Here is a 16,938-nt window from a genome sequence, read left to right on the forward strand (position 1 = left end):
TTGTAACGTGATATATCTTGCGGCAGGATCGTATTTCCTTATTTTTTCCATGCTGGTCGGCCGAACCACTCAACCACTCACTCACAGGCCGGGCAGATATATCGGAAGGATATTTGATGTTCTACAGAGACGAGCGACTTGCGCTCTTCATCGACGGCTCCAACCTCTACGCAGCAGCAAAGTCCCTTGGCTTTGACATTGACTACAAACTGCTGCGGCAGGAGTTCATGCGCAGGGGCAAGCTGCTGCGGGCGTTCTATTACACCGCGCTGCTTGAAAACGACGACTACTCGCCGATTCGTCCGCTGGTAGACTGGTTGCACTACAACGGCTTCACCATGGTGACGAAGCCGGCGAAGGAATACATCGACAGCCAGGGCCGCCGCAAGGTCAAGGGCAACATGGATATCGAGCTCACCGTCGATGCCATGGAGCTGGCGCCGCGCGTCGACCACATCGTGCTGTTCTCCGGCGACGGCGATTTCCGCCCGCTGGTCGAGAGCCTGCAACGCTCGGGCGTCCGGGTGTCGGTGGTTTCCACCATCCGCAGCCAGCCGCCGATGATCGCGGACGAACTGCGCCGTCAGGCCGACAATTTCATCGAGCTCGACGATCTCAAGGACGTGATCGGCCGCCCGCCGCGCGAGCCGCGTCCGCAGGAGGCCGCGCAGTCCGAGGAATTCGCGCGCGACTGATCCGACCTTTTCGGAAAGTTTCGACACGGCTCGCACCACTCGCGGGCCGTGTTTTCGTTTGTAGCGTTGCCCTGCCGTGCCTCGCCCCCGGGCATCAGCGCTGGACGGGCGCGGGCTGTGGCCTTACCTGTGGGGCCCGGAGGTAGCGCATGACCAAACCGAACCTGACCCTCTACCTGGCCGCGCCGCGCGGTTTCTGCGCCGGTGTCGACCGCGCGATCAAGATCGTCGAGATGGCGCTCGAGAAATGGGGTGCGCCCGTCTACGTGCGCCACGAGATCGTGCACAACCGCTACGTGGTCGACGGGCTGCGCGACAAGGGGGCCGTCTTCGTCGAGGAACTCGAGGACTGCCCGGAGGATCGCCCGGTGATCTTCTCGGCCCACGGGGTGCCCAAGGCGGTGCCGGCCGAGGCCGAGCGGCGCAACATGATCTATGTCGACGCCACCTGCCCGCTGGTCAGCAAGGTCCATATCGAGGCCGAGCGCCACGCCGAGGAAGGCTTGCAGATCGTCATGATCGGCCATGCCGGCCACCCCGAGACGATCGGGACCATGGGCCAGCTGCCGGATGGCGACGTGCTGCTGGTGGAGACCGCGGCGGACGTGGCCACGCTGGAGGTGCGCGACCCGCAGCGTCTCGCCTATGTCACCCAGACAACCCTCTCGATCGACGACACCGCCGAGGTCGTCGCCGCGCTGCAGGCTCGTTTCCCCGCGATCATCGGACCGCACAAGGAAGACATCTGCTACGCCACCACCAACCGCCAGGAGGCGGTGAAGGCGATGGCGCCCAAGGTCGATGCGATCCTCGTGATCGGAGCGCCGAACTCCTCCAACTCGCGGCGCCTTGTCGAGGTCGGCGCCCGTGCCGGCTGCGGCTACGCCCAACTCGTGCAGCGCGCCTCCGACATCGACTGGCGCGCGCTCGAAGGGATCAGCGCGCTCGGCATCACCGCCGGCGCCTCGGCCCCCGAGGTGCTGGTCCGGGAGGTCATCGACGCGGTCAGCGACCACTACGAGGTGACGCTCGAACAGGTGGAGACCGCGGTCGAGCGGGTCGAGTTCAAGGTCCCGCGCGTGCTCCGCCAGGTCACGGCATGATCTCGGTCCAGTTCCTGCTTACCGCCTTCGTCGTGGTGCTCGCCCCGGGTACCGGGGTGGTCTACACGCTGGCAACCGGGCTGGGTCAGGGCCGGCGCGCCGCGATCTGGGCCGCGCTCGGCTGCACTTTCGGGATCGTCCCGCACCTGCTCGCCGCCGTGCTCGGGCTGGCCGCGCTGCTGCACACCTCGGCGCTCCTGTTCCAAGTGGTGAAGTTTGCCGGCGTGGCCTACCTGCTCTGGCTGGCATGGCAGGCGCTGCGCTCCGGCGGGGCGCTCGCGATCTCGCCCGCCGCGCGGCGCGTGAACGGCTGGCAGATCGCCCGCCGCGGGGCGCTGATCAACATCCTCAACCCCAAGCTCTCGATCTTCTTCCTCGCCCTGCTGCCGCCCTTCCTGTCCGGCACCGCAGCCACGGCAACTTCCGAGATGCTGAGCCTCGGCGCGGTCTTCATGGCGATGACCTTCGCCGTCTTCGTCCTCTACGGGGTCTTCGCGGCGTCCGCCCGAAACCTGATCCTGTCGAGCGAAACGGCCATGCGCTGGCTCAACCGCTCTTTCGCCGCCATCTTCGCCGCCCTTGGCGCGCGCCTCGCACTGGAGCGGGCATGAGAGACATTCCCCGCATGGCACTCGTGCTCGGCATCGCCGGGCTGCTGCCGTTCCTCTGGGGCGTGCTTACGCGCTTCGTACCTGCGCTGCAGGACCTGACCTTGGCCACCGTCGGCCCCAGGTTCGTCGCGCCCTATATCCTGCTCTACTACGGCACGATCATCCTGGCGTTCATGTCCGGCGTGCTCTGGGGCTTTGCCGCCCGCGCCGAGGGCCAGGCGGCCAGCCTCGGCTATGCGCTATCGGTGATCCCGGCGCTCTGGGCCTTCTTCTTCAGCGGCACCGGGCCAGTCAGCACCTCGCTCTACCTGATCGCGGGCTTTCTCGGCGTGCTCGGAATCGACTGGCTGTTCTGGTCGAACAGCCTGACCCCGCGCTGGTGGATGGCCTTGCGGGTGCCGCTGACCATCGTGGTCGTGGCCTGCCTTTCCGTCGTGGCGCTTGGCTGACCCTGCCTGCACCGGCTCTGCCGGTCGTGCCCCCTTGCCCTGCCCCGATCACTGACGTATCCGCCCCGCATGCCCGAGCTATTTGCCTATACCGACGGAGCCTGCTCCGGAAATCCCGGCCCCGGAGGCTGGGGCGTCCTGCTGCAGGCCAAGGACGGCGAGACCGTCGTCAAGGAACGCGAACTCAACGGCGGCGAAGCGGCCACCACCAACAACCGCATGGAGCTTCTGGCCGCGATCTCGGCGCTGGAAAGCCTCTCCCGCCCCTCCGCGATCACCATCGTGACCGATTCGGCCTACGTGAAGAACGGGGTGACTGGCTGGATCCACGGCTGGAAGCGGAACGGCTGGAAGACCGCGAGCAAGAAGCCGGTGAAGAACGAGGAACTCTGGAAGCGTCTCGACACCGCGCAGGCCCGCCACAAGGTCACCTGGGAATGGGTCAAGGGCCACGCCGGCCACCCGGAGAACGAGCGCGCGGACGAATTGGCCCGCGCAGGGATGGCCCCGTTCAAGAAGTGAACCGTCCTGCAGGCGATGCCTCCGGCGGGGATATTTTCGACAGATGAAGCAGCGGGCGCGCCCGGCCATCAAAGCGGAGGCAGGTCAGCTCTTTCACACGGCAGGATCAGGAGATCCGGTCCGGCAGGGTCAGGCCGCGCAGGATTTCTTCCACGGCCATCGGGCGTTTGCCCTGACGCTGCGCTTCCAGGATCTCGACCGCGCCGCTGCCGCAGGCGATGCGGAATCCGCCGAGGACCTCGCCGGGCTGTCCCTCGCCCACTGCGAGCCGCGACCGAAGAAGCTTCAGCCGCTCCTCGCCGATCTCGCACCATGCGCCCGGGAACGGGGACAGACCGCGGATCTGGCGGTCGACCTCCTCGGCCGGGCGGGACCAGTCGATGCGGGCCTCGGCCTTGTCGATCTTTTCGGCATAGGTGACGCCTTCATCGGGCTGCACCTGGGGCGCGAGCCCCTCGAGGCGGGACAGCGCCTCGACGATCAATCCGCCACCCATGGCGGCAAGGCGGTCGTGCAGGTCCGCGGTGGTATCCTCCGGCCCGATCGGCGTGGCCTGCCGCAAGAGAACAGGGCCGGTGTCGAGCCCGGCCTCCATCTGCATGATGCAGATCCCGGTCTCTGTATCCCCCGCCATGATCGCGCGGTGGATCGGCGCGGCGCCGCGCCAGCGCGGCAGCAGCGAGGCATGGATATTGAGGCAGCCCTGCACTGGTGCGTCGAGGATGGCGCGGGGCAGGATCAGCCCGTAGGCGACCACCACGGCGACATCGGCGCCAAGCGCGGCAAAGGCATCCTTCTCCTCCTGCGGACGCAGCGAGACCGGATGGCGCACGTCGAGGCCGAACGCCTCGGCCCTCGCCTGCACCGGGCTGGGACGGGGCTTCTTGCCGCGACCCGCTGGACGCGGTGGCTGGGTGTAGACGGCTGCGATCTCGTGGCCGGCCGCGACCAGCGCGTCGAGCGCCGGCACCGAGAAGTCCGGCGTTCCCATGAAGACAATCTTCATCCCCTCACTCCCTTGCCTTGCGTGCCCGCTTGATCAGCATGTCCCGCTTCGTCCGGCTCAGCCGGTCGAAATACATCCGCCCGTCGAGATGATCGATCTGGTGCTGCACCGAGGTCGCCCAAAGCCCCTCGAAGGCCCGGCGCACCCGCATCCCCGTCTCGTCGGTGAAAGCGACGTCGACCTTCGCGGGGCGCTCCAGCCGGGCGTGCACGCCGGGCAGGTTCGGGCTCGCCTCGTCATGGGCGCGCAGCGCCTCGCTGGCGGACAGGATCTGCGGATCGGCAAGCCGCACGGCCTGGCCGCGCTCGGTCGAGCAGTCGACAACCGCGAGACGCAGCATGACCCCGATCTGCGGCGCCGCGAGCCCGAGGCCGGGCATCGCCTCCATCGTGTCGACCATGTCGTCCCAGATCGCGCGGATTTCGTCGGTGATCTCCCCGACCGGTGCCGCGGGCGTCCGCAGGCGCTTGTCGGGCCAGCGCACAAAGGGCCGGGGGCTCACGCGCTGTATTCCTCTATCAGCGCCTGACGGGTCTGCCGGTCAAGCCGGTCGAGGGTGACGATGCCATCGAGATGGTCGACCTCGTGCTGGGCACAGATCGCCGCAAAACCTTCGAGGTCCGCCTCCTGCGCACGTCCGTCGATGTCCGTCCAGGTCATGTGGATCTGCGCCGGGCGTTCGACGCGGGCGGCAATGCCGGGAATCGACAGGCAGCCTTCGTCATGGGCGGCTCGTTCCGGCGAGGTCCAGGTGATCTCGGGATTGATGCAGATCACCGGATCCGGCGCACGCTCCTTCCAGGCCGCGTCCATGACGAACAGGCGCAGGGCATGACCGACCTGCGGCGCGGCGAGGCCGCGCCCCTCGGCGGCATACATCGTCTCGAGCATGTCGCTGGCCAGCGTCCGTATGCCGGCGTCGATCTCTCCCACCGGCTCGCAGACCCGAGCGAGCACCGGTGCCGGCCACATCTGGATCTTGAGCTTCGGCATGCGGTCAGGCCCTCGCGCGCTCGCGCTTGAGCTTCTGCATCTTGCGGGTGATCAGCTGACGCTTGAGCGGCTTGAGGTAGTCAATGAACAGGATGCCGTCGAGATGGTCGATCTCGTGCTGCACGCAGGTTGCCCAGAGATCGGCGAAGGTCTCTTCCTGCAGCCGGCCATCGCGGTCCATCCAGCGCACGGTGACCTCCGACGGGCGCTCGACCTCGGCGTACTGGTCCGGGATCGACAGGCAGCCCTCCTCGTAGACGCTGCGCTCGTCCGAGCTCGCCACGACCTCGGGATTGAACATCACCAGCGGTCTCGGGGTCGCGCCCTCTTCCTTCACGCAATCCAGCACGATCAGGCGCTTGGTAATTCCGACCTGCGGCGCAGCCAGGCCAATTCCGGGCGCATCGTACATGGTCTGAAGCATGTCGTCGGCCAGCTCCCGCAGCTCGTCGGTGAGGTCAGGCACCGGCTCGCAGACCTTTTTCAGGCGCGGGTCGGGATGAATGAGAATGGAACGCAGGGTCATGCGCGGGGATGTAAGGCAAGGGTGCGGCCGGTGCAATATCACGACTGCGGTATACCCCTTGCCCCTGCCCGCCCTGCGGGTAGCTTGGCGCTCCAGGAACAACGAGGTGCACCATGTCATTCGACGAAATCATCGACCGCCGCGGAACTCATTGCGTGAAGTGGGACATGATGGAGAAGCTCTATGGCGTCCCGGCCGACGACGGGATCGCCATGTGGGTGGCCGACATGGATTTCCAGCCGCCGCGCTGCGTGCTGGACGCGGTTCAGGGCATGGTCGATCACGGCATCTTCGGCTACCACGGCGACGACCGCAGCTATCGCGAGGCGATCTGCTGGTGGATGAAGGAGCGGCATGGCTGGCAGGTGGACCCGTCCTGGATCTTCACCACCGCCGGGCTGGTCAACGCGGTCGCAATCAACCTCGAGGCCTTCACCGCGCCGGGCGACGACATCGTGCTGTTCACGCCGGTCTATCACGCCTTCGCCCGGGTCATCCGCGCTGCGGGGCGCAACGTGGTGGAATGCGAAATGCCCGTCCAGGACGGCATCTACCGGATGGATTTCGATGCCTGGGACGCGCGGATGACAGGCTCGGAAAAGATGCTGATCCTCTGCTCGCCGCACAATCCCGGCGGCCGGGTCTGGACCCGCGCCGAGCTCGAAGGCATCGCGGATTTCGCACGGCGCCATGACCTGATGATCGTCTCGGACGAGATCCACCACGACATCGTCTATCCCGGCGCGCACCACATCCCGATGAGCACCCTGCCCGGCATCGCCGACCGGCTGATCATGCTGACCGCGCCGTCCAAGACCTTCAACATCGCAGGCGCCCATACCGGTCAGGTCATCATCGAGGACCCGAACCTTCGCGACCGCTTCGCGCGGCGAATGGCGGGGCTTGGCAAGTCGCCGAACTCCTTCGGCCTCTTCATGACCGAGGCCGCCTATTCCCCGGAAGGCGCGGCCTGGGTCGACGATCTGGTCGCCTACCTGGACGGGAACCGGCAACTCGTCGATTCGTCGATCAACGCGATCCCCGGCCTGCGCTCGATGCCGATGCAATCGACCTACCTCGCGTGGGTCGACTTCTCCGGCACCGGCATGGCCCGCGAGGAGTTCACCGCACGCGTCGAGAAAGGCGCGCGGATCGCGACCAACCACGGCCCCACCTTCGGCAAGGGCGGCGACAGTTTCCTGCGGTTCAACTTCGGGACGCCCCGCAGCCGGGTTGCCGAGGCGATGGAGCGGCTGGCCAGCGCGTTCTCGGACCTGCAGTGATGCCGGGGCTGGGTCATGCCGTGCTGCTGGCGATGATCCTGGGGCCGCCGGGCGCCACCGGCCATGCCCTCTGGGATCGCTTCCAGCCCTGGGACATGACCCCGCCGCGCCAGCTCACCGCCGAGATAGACCGCATCGTGGTGGACAAGACGCGCCGCACCATGCGCGTCTATCGCGACGGCAGGATCCAGAAGGTCTATCGCCCGATTGCGCTCGGCTTCGCGCCGGAGGGCGACAAGTTCGAGGAAGGCGACGGGCGGACGCCGGAAGGGGTGTTCCGCATCGACAGGCGCAACGACCAGAGCGCCTATCACCTTTCGCTCGGCATCGACTATCCGCAGCGGTCGCACCGCGCCCGGGCCAGCGAGGCCGGCGTCTCGCCCGGCGGGGACATCTTCATCCACGGTCAGCCGAACCAGCGCAAGGGCCGTCCGGACCTGCGCGGCGACTGGACGGCCGGCTGCGTCGCGATCAGCGACGACGAGATCGAGGAGCTGTTCCGCTACACGCCGATGGGCACAGAGGTGGAAATCCTGCCCTGACCCGGCAGCGCCTGCGTTAACACCTGTGGCAATTGCGGGGCATGTCGCGGCCGGTCAGTTCCGGGGCAGAAGGCCCGCGGGTTCGGGACGGTCGCGCACGAAATCCGCAGCCGGAGCGGCGCCCGCTGCAGGGGTCGTCCGCTTGACCTCGAAGACCCGTTCGCCATCGGCCTCCGCGGAGGCGACGATCAGCGCCTGGCAGAGATGCCGCCCGCCGTCGTAAAGATCGACCAGCCCGCGCAGCCCCGGCGCATCCGCCACGTCGAGCGCGAAACCGCCCTCCCAGTGGCGCAGGATCGTGAAGTCCTCGTCCCCCACGCGGACCACCATCCGCGAACGCCGACGCTTGGTCTCCTTGCGCGCGGATTCCAGCTCCTCACGCACCTCCTTGGGAAGAAACTCAGACATACCCATGACTCCCGAACCGGACGCCCTATTGGCGCGGACCGGTGCCCGCCTGTCAACCTCCGAGGCCGACAGGCGACAGGAAATCGATGCATTTCAATCACATGACTGACGTGAAGTCAGCCGGGACGGGCCGTGGTCCGGGCTCAGTGCGCCGAGGTGCCGTAGTGCTCGACCATCATCGTGAGATCCTCGGGCGGCGTCTGTGACTGCAGAAATGCACAGGCATTCGGCGCCAGCTTGAAGATCGACCCATCCGAAAAGAAGGTCGTGTTGGTAACGAACACGACCTTCGTGTCCGGATGCCTGTAGGAGGCGAAATCGGCGACCGCGAGGGCGCTCCCTTCCTCCAGAACAAGATCGAGAACGATCACGTCGACGGCATCGAGCCGGAGAACATCGATGGCATCTTCCTGTCCTCGAACGAGGCGGACGGAATGTCCCTGTCGCTCCAGATGCCGCTTCCACAACCAGCCAAGGTCTCTATTGCTTTCAACTATCAAAATACGCATTGCGCCTCCGTGCCACCAATAAATCGGCACTTTCCTCCGAACATTAACTGCGCCAAATTCCCTAACCAAAGGTTAACCGAGCGGACACCTTTGTTAACGCATTCCGACTCCAGCGGGATTTCCGACTGTACCCCAAGGGCGCAACCTGGTTACCAAAGCGCGGGTGGAAGCAGGGCGACCGATTCTCCGATGACCGACCTACTCAGGAGCGATGACGGGCCGCGCGACCACGGCGGCGGGATCGATGCGGCAGTGGCCCGCTGGGGCGGCACGCGGGCGGGTTGGCTGGATCTGTCGACCGGCATCAACCCCTGCCCCTACCCGCTTCCGGCGCTGCCCGCGGACGCCTGGACCGCGCTCCCCGATGCCGCCGCGACCGAGGCGCTGCTGGCCGCCGCGCGCGCCTTCTGGAGCGTGCCGGATGGGCTGGACATCCTCCCAACCGCCGGCGCGTCGGCCACCATCGCCCGGATGCCCGCGCTCGCCAGCGGAAAGCGGGTCCACATCCCGCAGCCGACCTACAACGAACATGCCGCAGCCTTCAGGGCCGCCGGCTGGGAGGTCAGCGCCTCTCCCGAGCCGGTCAGCGAGGCCGCCGTGCTGGTGCATCCCAACAACCCGGACGGCCGCGGCTGGCAGGAGCGCGAGTTGCCGAGCGCAGGTCTGCTGGTGCTGGACGAGAGCTTCTGCGACGTTTGCCCGGAGCAAAGCCTGCTCCCTGTCGCCCAATCGCGGCCGGAGACGCTGGTGCTCAAGAGTTTCGGCAAGTTCTGGGGACTGGCGGGGCTCCGGCTCGGCTTCGCCATCGGTGCGCCGGAGCGGATCGACGCGCTGCGCGACATGATCGGCCCCTGGGCGGTCTCCGGCCCCGCGCTGGCCATCGGCGCCGCCGCACTGACCGACACGACATGGGCCGCCCGGACACGCCAGCGCCTGTCCGAGGATGCCGCCCGCCTCGACCGGATCCTCGCCCGTGCAGGCGCGCCGGTGGTTGGCGGCACCGACCTGTTTCGCCTCTACGACACCGCCGACGCGCGGGCGCTGCAGGATCGGCTCGCCGAGGCCCATATCTGGACCCGCCGCTTCCCCTATTCGGACCGCTGGCTCCGGCTCGGCCTGCCCGGCTCCGACGACGGCTGGCAGCGCCTGTACGCGGCGCTGCGATGATCGGCACCGAGACCGCCCTGCTCCTTGCCCTGATGCTCGACGCCGCGATGGGAGAGCCAGGCTGGCTCTGGTCGCGCTTGCCGCATCCTGCGGTGCTCATGGGGCGCGCGGTCGGCTGGCTCGACACGGCGCTCAACCGCGGCCGGCACCGGCGGTTTCGCGGCGTCCTCGCGCTGCTGGTCCTTGTCGTCGGGGCCTGGGCCCTCGGAGCGGCGCTCGCCTGGATCTCTCCCTTCGGTCTGCTGGACATCCTCGTCGCGGCGATCCTGATCGCACAGCGCAGCCTCGTGGAGCACGTCGCCGCCGTGGCAGAAGGGCTGCGAAAGGGCCTGCCCGAAGGCCGCGCCGCCGTCGCCATGATCGTCGGGCGCGACACGGCCGGGATGGACGAATCCGCCGTCGCCCGATCGGCCATCGAGAGCGCGGCCGAAAACCTCTCGGATGGCATTGTCGCCCCGGCCTTCTGGTTCCTGCTCGGCGGCCTTCCGGGGATCCTCGTCTACAAGGCCGTCAACACCGCCGACAGCATGATCGGCCACCGCACCGAGCGGCACGAAGCCTTCGGCTGGGCCTCGGCGCGGTTCGACGACCTGCTGAACCTCGTGCCCGCCCGCCTCACCGCGCTGCTGATCCTGCTGGGGCACGGCCACTTCGAGGGCTGGGGCGCGGCGATCCGCGAGGCGCGTCAGCACCGCTCGCCCAATGCCGGATGGCCCGAGGCCGCGATGGCACGCTGCCTCGGCGTCGCGCTTTCCGGGCCACGCAGCTACGGCGGACAGATGCGGGATTTCCCGTTCATCAACCCGGACGGGCGACGCGAAATCGGCGCGGCCGAGATCGACGCCTCGGTCCGTGCGCTCTGGCGGACATGGCTCGGCCTCTGCCTTTGCATCGCCGTGCTGTCGATCCTCTGAGCCACTCGACAGCGCCCGGCCAAGCTGCCAGAGTGCCGGCGGCCGGGGCGATGGCGTCGCCCCATCGCTTGGCCATCTCGTCCTGAACGCCGGGACCTTTCTTGCGAGGGGTCCGGCACAGGTGCGACCCTCGATCGGAGGTCGAACCATGACGACTGAACGCCCGCAATCCTACCGGTTCCACAATGGCGAGAAGGCCGCCCTGCCCTTTGCCGTGGCCGAGTACGAGGCCCGGCTCGCCGGGATTCGGCAGACGATGATCGATGCCGGGCTCGATGCCTGCGTCTTCACCTCGATGCACAACATCGCCTACTACTCCGGCTTCCTCTACTGCTCCTTCGGCCGCCCCTATGGCCTTGTCGTGACCGCGAAGGATTGCGTGACGATCTCCGCCGGCATCGACGCGGGCCAGCCCTGGCGGCGCTCGGTAGGCGACAACATCACCTATACGGACTGGACGCGGGACAATTTCTGGCGGGCGGTCCGCCAGGTCACGGGCAGCGGCGCACGGCTGGGGATCGAGGAGGATCACCTGACGCTCCAGCAATCCGCCAAGCTCGCCGCCCATCTCGAGCCGGCCAGCACACAGGACATCGCCGCCGCCTGCATGGCCCAGCGGATGGTCAAGAGCCCGGCCGAGATCGAACTGATCCGTGCCGGAGCGACGGTGGCGGACGTGGGCGGCTACGCCATCCGCGAGTCGATCCGGCCCGGCACCCGCGAGATCGACGTCGCCATCGCCGGCCGCGACGCGATGGAACTGGAGATCGCCCGCCGCTTCCCGGATGCGGAGTATCGCGACACCTGGGTCTGGTTCCAGTCCGGTCTCAACACCGACGGCGCCCACAACCCGGTCACCGCGCGGACGCTGGAGCACGGGGACATCCTGTCGCTCAACACCTTCCCGATGATCTCGGGCTACTATACCGCGCTGGAGCGAACGCTTTTCGTGGGCGATGTGGACGACGCCTCGCGGGCGATCTGGGAGGCCAATGTCGCCGCCCACGAACTCGGCATCTCGCTGCTGAAGCCCGGCGCCTCCTGCGCCGAGGTGACCCACGCGATCAACGATTTCTTCGCCGAGCGCGACCTGCTGCAGTACCGGACCTTCGGCTACGGCCATTCCTTCGGCGTGCTGTCGCATTACTACGGGCGCGAAGCCGGGCTGGAACTCCGCGAGGACATCGACACGGTGCTGGAGCCCGGGATGGTGATCTCGATGGAGCCGATGCTGACCTTGCCACAAGGCACGCCCGGCGCCGGCGGTTACCGGGAGCACGACATCCTCGTCATCACCGAGGACGGCAACGAGGACATCACCGGCTATCCCTTCGGCCCCGATTTCAACGTTGTCCGCTAGGGCCGGCGGGGCGGGGTCACTCCCGCCCCAGCACCCCGGCCAGCGCAAAGATCAGCACCGCCAGCGCCGCAAGGAACAGGAATGCGATGCGCAGGGAGGTGAGTTCAGCCACGAAGCCGATGATAGGCGGCGACATGAGCAGGGCGCTGTAGCCCAGCGTCGCGACCGCGGCGATCGCCTGCCCGGGCGGCACCACCGGATCGCGCGCCGCGCGGCTGAAGGCCAGCGGCACGATCGCCGCATACCCCACGCCCATCAGAGCGAAACCGACGAGCGCCTGCGCCAGCCCGGTGGAAGTGATGACGAGCAGCAGACCCAGCGTCGCCGAGACCCCGCTGATCCGCGCCACCTGCACCGCCCCCGCGCGGATGACCAGCCGGTCGACCAACAGGCGCATCACCACCATGACCACCGAGAAGACGGTGAAGCCGAGCGCGGCCCGCGCCTCGGTCACGCCGAGATCGACGGCGAGGAACACCGCGCTCCAGTCCGCCACCGAGCCCTCGCCCGAGCCGGAGGCCAGCGTCATCAGCCCGACCAGCAGGAGCGCCCCGCGCGGCAGGGCGAAAGCCGGCGCCTCGGGGTCATGCGGACGGACGTTGGACGTCCAGGGAATGTAGGCGAACCACTGGAAAACTGCGCCGAAGCCGAGAGCGGCGAGCAGGAAGTGCACCGGCACCGAAAGCCCCAGCGCCGTGGCGCCCGCGCCGGCCGCCGCACCGATCCCCGCGCCGAGGCTCCACATGGCGTGGAAGGACGACATGACCGAGCGGCCCATGTGCTTCTCGACCTCGGTCGCCCAACTGTTCATCGTCACATCCATGGAGCCATGGCACATCCCGAAGAAGAACACCGCCAGGGCCAGTGCGGGCACGCCCGGCGCCATGCCGATCAGCACCAGCGAGAGCAGATAGGCCCAGCCGATGCCGTGTGTCAGCCGCACCGCACCGAACCGGTCTGCGGCGCGTCCGGCCAGCGGGAAGGAGATCAGCGCGCCCAGCCCCATGACCAGCAGCAACAGGCCGAAGCGCGCCTCGCTCAGCCCGTAGCTCTGCATCACGGCCGGGATACGCGCGGCCCAGCTTCCCAGCAGGATGCCGTTCAGCGCAAAGGCGGCGGCAACCGCGCGCCAGGGGGTGCGGATGTCAGGCATGGCGGATCTCCAGTCCGGTCGCGACGAGGGCGGCGGTGTCTTGGGGGGGGGCATCGGTCACGAGCAGGTCGAGCTCGGCACAGGCGGCCACGCGGTGCCGGGCCCGGCGCCCGAGCTTCTCGGCCCCAGCCAGAACGACGCTCCGGGCGCTGGCCGCATGCATGGCGCGCTTGACCGCGGCCTCGTCGAGATGGTCTGCGGCAAGCCCGAAGCCGGCCTCCAGCCCGCATGCCCCCAGAAAGCAGATATCGGCCGCAACGCCGGCGATCGCTTCGCATGCGTCCGCCCCGGTCGAGATCCCGCCGAATGCAGAGAGCTTGCCGCCGATCAGGACGGTCTCGATCCCGGCGGCAAGCGTCGAGGTCGCCACTGCGGGCGATGGGGTCACGACCAGCGCCCGGGGCAGCGGCGGCAGGCCGGCGACGAGATGCGCAACGGTCGTGCCGCCGTCGAGCATCAGCACCATGCCGTCCTCGACGAGCGGCAGGGCGGCGGCGGCGATCCGCCCGGCGGCAAGGTTGGGGCGCCGCATCCGGGCCGCGAGTGGCTCAGCCGGCGGCGCGACCGGCAGCGCCCCGCCCCGGACCCGTCGGAGCGCCCCTTCGGCCTCGAGCACCAGCAGGTCGCGCCGGATCGTATCGGCCGAGACACCGAACTCTTCGGCCAGCGCGGCGAGCGACAGGGGCTCACCTGCGGCCGCGCGGCTGCGCAACGCGGCCTGTCGCGCCTCGGGTGAATTGAGCGGAGAATCGGAGGACACTGCAGCCTCATGCAAAATTATGCCGACTTCTGCAATATTTCTCAAAATGTCGCAAGAGGCTTCCACGCCCCCTGCAAGGACGTGCGCCGCTGACCGGCGGTCGGGACGCATCGCTTTACGCCGCAGCCAGCGGCGAAGGCTCAGGCCGGCTCTTCTGTCAGCGTGACGGCGCGGGCGATCTCGGCGATGTATCTCTCGTTCAGGCTGGCAATGAGCCATTCCCTCACGTGCTCGCGAAGCTCCGTCGGGGTCGGCTCCTGAGTGAGGGGCTCACCCACGGAGAGCTTCGGCTGACCATCCAGGTACCTCTCGTTCACCAGTATGCTGCCGTCCCGCGTATGGTGCCGCACATAGGCGATGATCGCCGGATGCTCGAGCTTCAGCGACGGCGCCCCGGAGGCTTCGTCGAACTCCCTCAGGCGGTCGATCGTGGCCTTGCGGAGCTGCGCCACCTTCTTCTGATCCTTGCCCTCCAGATCCCGCGGGAACGCCTCGTTGAGCATCATGAGCCAAGCCGTGGACGGCCCGCTGAGGCTCTCGTTGGACCGGAAGGATCTCTCCGGCATCGGAACGTCCAGCCCGGAGATCTCCTGCAGCCGGATCAAGAAGTCGGTAACCACGTCGCCGCCTTCGAGGTTGGCGCGGTCGAAGGCCCGGACGTGGAGCCGCTCGCGCCCGATCTGCTCTTCCCAGCATTCCAGGGCCACCGCCTGCCACATGCCCTTGTTCATCTCCCAGGTGCCAAACAGGTCGCGCAGCCGGGCCCCGCCGCGAATCCGCTGGTTGATATTGGAGACATAGTCCGAAACCGGGTCGCGCAGGTAGCAGACTGCATGGATCTCGTCGAAGCTCTTCTGAAGCCGCTCGAGAAACCGGGGCTTATGGGAAAGCCTGAGGAACTGCTCTCCCGACATGACCGAGACCGCCGGCTTCTCCTTGGCCAGACGCGCCTCCAACTCCTTCCAGCAGCAGCGGCTCCATTGTTCAGCTTCCTCGACGCTCTGGAACCTGGTGGCGAACAGCGTCGGAAGACGTTTCATCCGCTGGTAGAGCGTAGCAAACTCCCGGGAGCCCGAGAGATAGGTGATCCCGGCCGCCTGGAGCGCTTCGCTGCAGTTTCGCAATCCCATCTGGATGGAAGTGCTGCCGGCTTTGGGGCTGCCAATGTGAACGATCAGTTTCATGCTCGGACCTTCTCTGCGCGTTCTTGTTCTTGTCTCTCCGGAGCAACCGAGACCGGCCTCCTGCAGCGCGGCACAGCACCCGGGGGACCTGCCGCCTCGGCGTCACTCCTACCGGCGCGACAGGGCGAGTGCCAATGTATTTTGTGCCCGGGCCGGCACCCAGGCCGGCCCGGGCGACGTGGATCACTCGACCCAGCGGACCCCGGTCAGGTCGTTGGCCTGGGTCGGCGCGTTCTCCCACAGCCCCTCGATCTTCGCGTTCGCGACGCCCGTCTTGGCGAGCTGGAACAGGAAGCCGTTGACGTAGTCATCCGCGATCATCTGCTGCGCGGATTTCAGCAGCGCGCTGCGCGCTTCCGGATCGGTGGTCGCGTTCAGCTCCTTCACCAGCGCCTGGAACTCCGGCTTGGCGTACTGGAAGTAGTAATCGGGCCGGGCATAGATGTTAATGTCCGCCGGCTCGGTGTGGCTGACGATGGTCAGATCGAAATCCTTGCCCTTGAACACCTGCTCCAGCCACTGCGCCCATTCCACGTTGCTGATCTCGGTCTCGATGCCGACATTGCGCAACTGGGCCGCGAGGATCTCGCCGCCGCGACGTGCATAGGAGGGGGGCGGCAGCGCAAGGCGCAGTTTCAGTTCCGTCTGCCCGGCCTCTTCCAGCAGCGTCTTCGACATCTCGGGGTCAAAGGCCGATTGCGCGGTCAGATCCACGTAGTCGGGGTTGTGCGGCGCGAAATGCGTGCCGATCGGCGTGCCATAGCCGAACATGGCCCCGTCGATGATCTCCTGCCGGTTGATCGCATGGGTGATCGCCTGCCGCACCTTCACATCCGCCAGCGGGCCGGCGGCGTTGTTCATCGCCAGGATCGTCTCGCCCTCGGTCGAGCCGACGACCACCTTGAACATCGGGTTCGCGTCGAACTGGGCCAGGGTTTCGGGCGCCGGGAAGTTCGGGAAGGCGTCGACATCGCCGGCCATCATCGCCGCGAAGGCCGCGTTCGGATCGGAGATGAACTTGAACGTCGCGCTGGCCAGTGCCGGCGCATCGCCCCAATAGGCATCGTTGCGCGCGATCTCGATCCGGTCTCCCTTGACCCATTCGACCAGCTTGAACGGCCCGGTGCCGACCGGCGCGGTGGCCGCGTCGCCCACCGTCTCGGGCGCAAGGATCACCGCATCGCCCCAGGCCATCTTGAAAGGGAAGGCTCCGTCTGGGCCGCCAAGCGTGACCTGCACGGTCAGCGGGTCGATAACCTCGACCTTGGAGATGCCGGTGAACAGCGCCTTCTGCGCGTTTGTGGATTCCTCCGCCCGCGCCCGGTCCAGCGAGAATTTCACATCCTCGGCGTCCATCGCGCTGCCGTCGTGGAACGTGACGCCTTCATGAAGACGGAAGGTATAGACCTTGCCGTCCTCGGACACCTCCCAGCTTTCGGCCAGACCAGGCACGATCGACCCGTCGGGAGCGAACCTCGTCAGCCCCTCGAAGATATTGGCATAGACCACCTCGTCGATCGCCGCGGCCGCGCCGCCGGTCGGGTCGAGATTTGGCGGCTCCAGAGCCATGCCGATGGTGATGTCTTCCTGTGCCGCGAGACTGGCGGAAGCCACCAGAGAGACGGCCGCTGCACCAAGCAGAGATCGGATGAACATGAGTCGGTTTCCCCCGGTTATGGAATTGCGCCGAGGCTACAGGGGCACAGGCCGGAGAGTAAAAGGAAATTCGGGACGCGGCTCAAAATCCCGGCCA

The 16,938-nt window shown here is 67.4% G+C and carries 20 protein-coding genes; 10 read left to right on the forward strand and 10 right to left on the reverse strand.

Features of this window, described 5'->3' with window-relative positions:
- The first annotated feature begins 116 nt into the window (after positions 1–116).
- The 5 genes from CHB86_RS12030 to rnhA all read left to right on the forward strand — a co-directional run bounded on the left by CHB86_RS12030 (position 117) and on the right by rnhA (position 3,380).
- Positions 117–695, forward strand: a complete 579-nt coding sequence (locus CHB86_RS12030) for a LabA-like NYN domain-containing protein (RefSeq protein ID WP_089233302.1) — start codon at positions 117–119, stop codon at positions 693–695.
- A 149-nt stretch (positions 696–844) separates the two neighbouring features.
- Complete coding sequence (gene ispH / locus CHB86_RS12035) at positions 845–1,798, forward strand: 4-hydroxy-3-methylbut-2-enyl diphosphate reductase (RefSeq protein ID WP_089233303.1); 954 nt, start codon at positions 845–847, stop codon at positions 1,796–1,798.
- Positions 1,795–2,409: a LysE family translocator gene (locus CHB86_RS12040; RefSeq protein ID WP_089233304.1), complete on the forward strand. Its 615-nt coding sequence runs from the start codon at positions 1,795–1,797 to the stop codon at positions 2,407–2,409. Before ispH ends, CHB86_RS12040 begins: the two co-directional genes overlap by 4 nt.
- A complete protein-coding gene (locus CHB86_RS12045; RefSeq protein WP_089233305.1) occupies positions 2,406–2,858 on the forward strand; it encodes a DUF3429 domain-containing protein in 453 nt (150 codons plus the stop codon). Before CHB86_RS12040 ends, CHB86_RS12045 begins: the two co-directional genes overlap by 4 nt.
- Positions 2,859–2,927: 69 nt before the next feature.
- Positions 2,928–3,380, forward strand: a complete 453-nt coding sequence (rnhA, locus tag CHB86_RS12050) for a ribonuclease HI (protein ID WP_089233306.1) — start codon at positions 2,928–2,930, stop codon at positions 3,378–3,380.
- Between the two features lie 106 nt (positions 3,381–3,486).
- On the opposite strand, the gene fmt is transcribed toward rnhA, so the two are convergent.
- Genes fmt through def (CHB86_RS12070) form a run of 4 tightly spaced genes read right to left on the reverse strand, consistent with a single transcriptional unit; the run spans position 3,487 to position 5,905 of the window.
- Positions 3,487–4,386: a methionyl-tRNA formyltransferase gene (fmt, locus tag CHB86_RS12055; RefSeq protein ID WP_089233307.1), complete on the reverse strand. Its 900-nt coding sequence runs from the start codon at positions 4,384–4,386 to the stop codon at positions 3,487–3,489.
- 4 nt (positions 4,387–4,390) lie between these two features.
- Entirely contained in the window at positions 4,391–4,888 is a 498-nt protein-coding gene (gene def / locus CHB86_RS12060; protein WP_089233308.1) for a peptide deformylase, read from the reverse strand.
- The gene (gene def / locus CHB86_RS12065) at positions 4,885–5,379 is read right to left on the reverse strand and encodes a peptide deformylase (RefSeq protein ID WP_089233309.1); all 495 of its coding nucleotides are present in this window, start codon (positions 5,377–5,379) and stop codon (positions 4,885–4,887) included. The genes def (CHB86_RS12060) and def (CHB86_RS12065) overlap by 4 nt, the downstream gene beginning before the upstream one ends.
- 4 nt (positions 5,380–5,383) lie before the next feature.
- The gene (def, locus tag CHB86_RS12070; RefSeq protein ID WP_089233310.1) at positions 5,384–5,905 is read right to left on the reverse strand and encodes a peptide deformylase; all 522 of its coding nucleotides are present in this window, start codon (positions 5,903–5,905) and stop codon (positions 5,384–5,386) included.
- A 113-nt stretch (positions 5,906–6,018) separates the two neighbouring features.
- Here def (CHB86_RS12070) and CHB86_RS12075 point away from each other — a divergent pair, with 113 nt between their 5' ends.
- Positions 6,019–7,188, forward strand: a complete 1,170-nt coding sequence (locus tag CHB86_RS12075) for a MalY/PatB family protein (protein ID WP_089233311.1) — start codon at positions 6,019–6,021, stop codon at positions 7,186–7,188.
- Positions 7,188–7,730, forward strand: a complete 543-nt coding sequence (locus tag CHB86_RS12080) for a L,D-transpeptidase family protein (RefSeq protein WP_245837922.1) — start codon at positions 7,188–7,190, stop codon at positions 7,728–7,730. The genes CHB86_RS12075 and CHB86_RS12080 overlap by 1 nt, the downstream gene beginning before the upstream one ends.
- A 54-nt stretch (positions 7,731–7,784) precedes the next feature.
- On the opposite strand, the gene CHB86_RS12085 is transcribed toward CHB86_RS12080, so the two are convergent.
- A complete protein-coding gene (locus CHB86_RS12085) occupies positions 7,785–8,138 on the reverse strand; it encodes a hypothetical protein (protein WP_089233312.1) in 354 nt (117 codons plus the stop codon).
- Positions 8,139–8,281: 143 nt separating this feature from the next.
- The gene (locus CHB86_RS12090) at positions 8,282–8,647 is read right to left on the reverse strand and encodes a response regulator transcription factor (protein WP_089233313.1); all 366 of its coding nucleotides are present in this window, start codon (positions 8,645–8,647) and stop codon (positions 8,282–8,284) included.
- 189 nt (positions 8,648–8,836) lie between these two features.
- On the opposite strand from CHB86_RS12090, the gene cobD reads away from it, so the two are divergent.
- The 3 genes from cobD to CHB86_RS12105 all read left to right on the forward strand — a co-directional run bounded on the left by cobD (position 8,837) and on the right by CHB86_RS12105 (position 12,088).
- Positions 8,837–9,814, forward strand: coding sequence for a threonine-phosphate decarboxylase CobD (gene cobD / locus CHB86_RS12095; RefSeq protein ID WP_089233314.1), 978 nt, complete (start codon positions 8,837–8,839; stop codon positions 9,812–9,814).
- The gene (gene cbiB / locus CHB86_RS12100; RefSeq protein WP_089233315.1) at positions 9,811–10,728 is read left to right on the forward strand and encodes an adenosylcobinamide-phosphate synthase CbiB; all 918 of its coding nucleotides are present in this window, start codon (positions 9,811–9,813) and stop codon (positions 10,726–10,728) included. The genes cobD and cbiB overlap by 4 nt, the downstream gene beginning before the upstream one ends.
- A gap of 148 nt (positions 10,729–10,876) precedes the next feature.
- On the forward strand, positions 10,877–12,088 hold the full coding sequence (locus CHB86_RS12105) for an aminopeptidase P family protein (RefSeq protein WP_089233316.1): 1,212 nt from the start codon (positions 10,877–10,879) through the stop codon (positions 12,086–12,088).
- A gap of 16 nt (positions 12,089–12,104) precedes the next feature.
- Here the strand turns inward: CHB86_RS12105 and CHB86_RS12110 are convergent, their stop codons facing one another.
- The 4 genes from CHB86_RS12110 to CHB86_RS12125 all read right to left on the reverse strand — a co-directional run bounded on the left by CHB86_RS12110 (position 12,105) and on the right by CHB86_RS12125 (position 16,841).
- The gene (locus CHB86_RS12110; protein ID WP_089233317.1) at positions 12,105–13,241 is read right to left on the reverse strand and encodes an MFS transporter; all 1,137 of its coding nucleotides are present in this window, start codon (positions 13,239–13,241) and stop codon (positions 12,105–12,107) included.
- Complete coding sequence (locus tag CHB86_RS12115; protein ID WP_176442862.1) at positions 13,234–14,001, reverse strand: DeoR/GlpR family DNA-binding transcription regulator; 768 nt, start codon at positions 13,999–14,001, stop codon at positions 13,234–13,236. Before CHB86_RS12115 ends, CHB86_RS12110 begins: the two co-directional genes overlap by 8 nt.
- Positions 14,002–14,141: 140 nt before the next feature.
- Complete coding sequence (locus tag CHB86_RS12120; RefSeq protein WP_089233319.1) at positions 14,142–15,185, reverse strand: hypothetical protein; 1,044 nt, start codon at positions 15,183–15,185, stop codon at positions 14,142–14,144.
- A 183-nt stretch (positions 15,186–15,368) separates the two neighbouring features.
- Positions 15,369–16,841: an ABC transporter substrate-binding protein gene (locus CHB86_RS12125; RefSeq protein WP_089233320.1), complete on the reverse strand. Its 1,473-nt coding sequence runs from the start codon at positions 16,839–16,841 to the stop codon at positions 15,369–15,371.
- Positions 16,842–16,938 lie beyond the last annotated feature (97 nt).

The organism is Tropicimonas sediminicola (assembly GCF_900188335.1).
In the GTDB taxonomy this organism is placed as follows: domain Bacteria; phylum Pseudomonadota; class Alphaproteobacteria; order Rhodobacterales; family Rhodobacteraceae; genus Tropicimonas; species Tropicimonas sediminicola.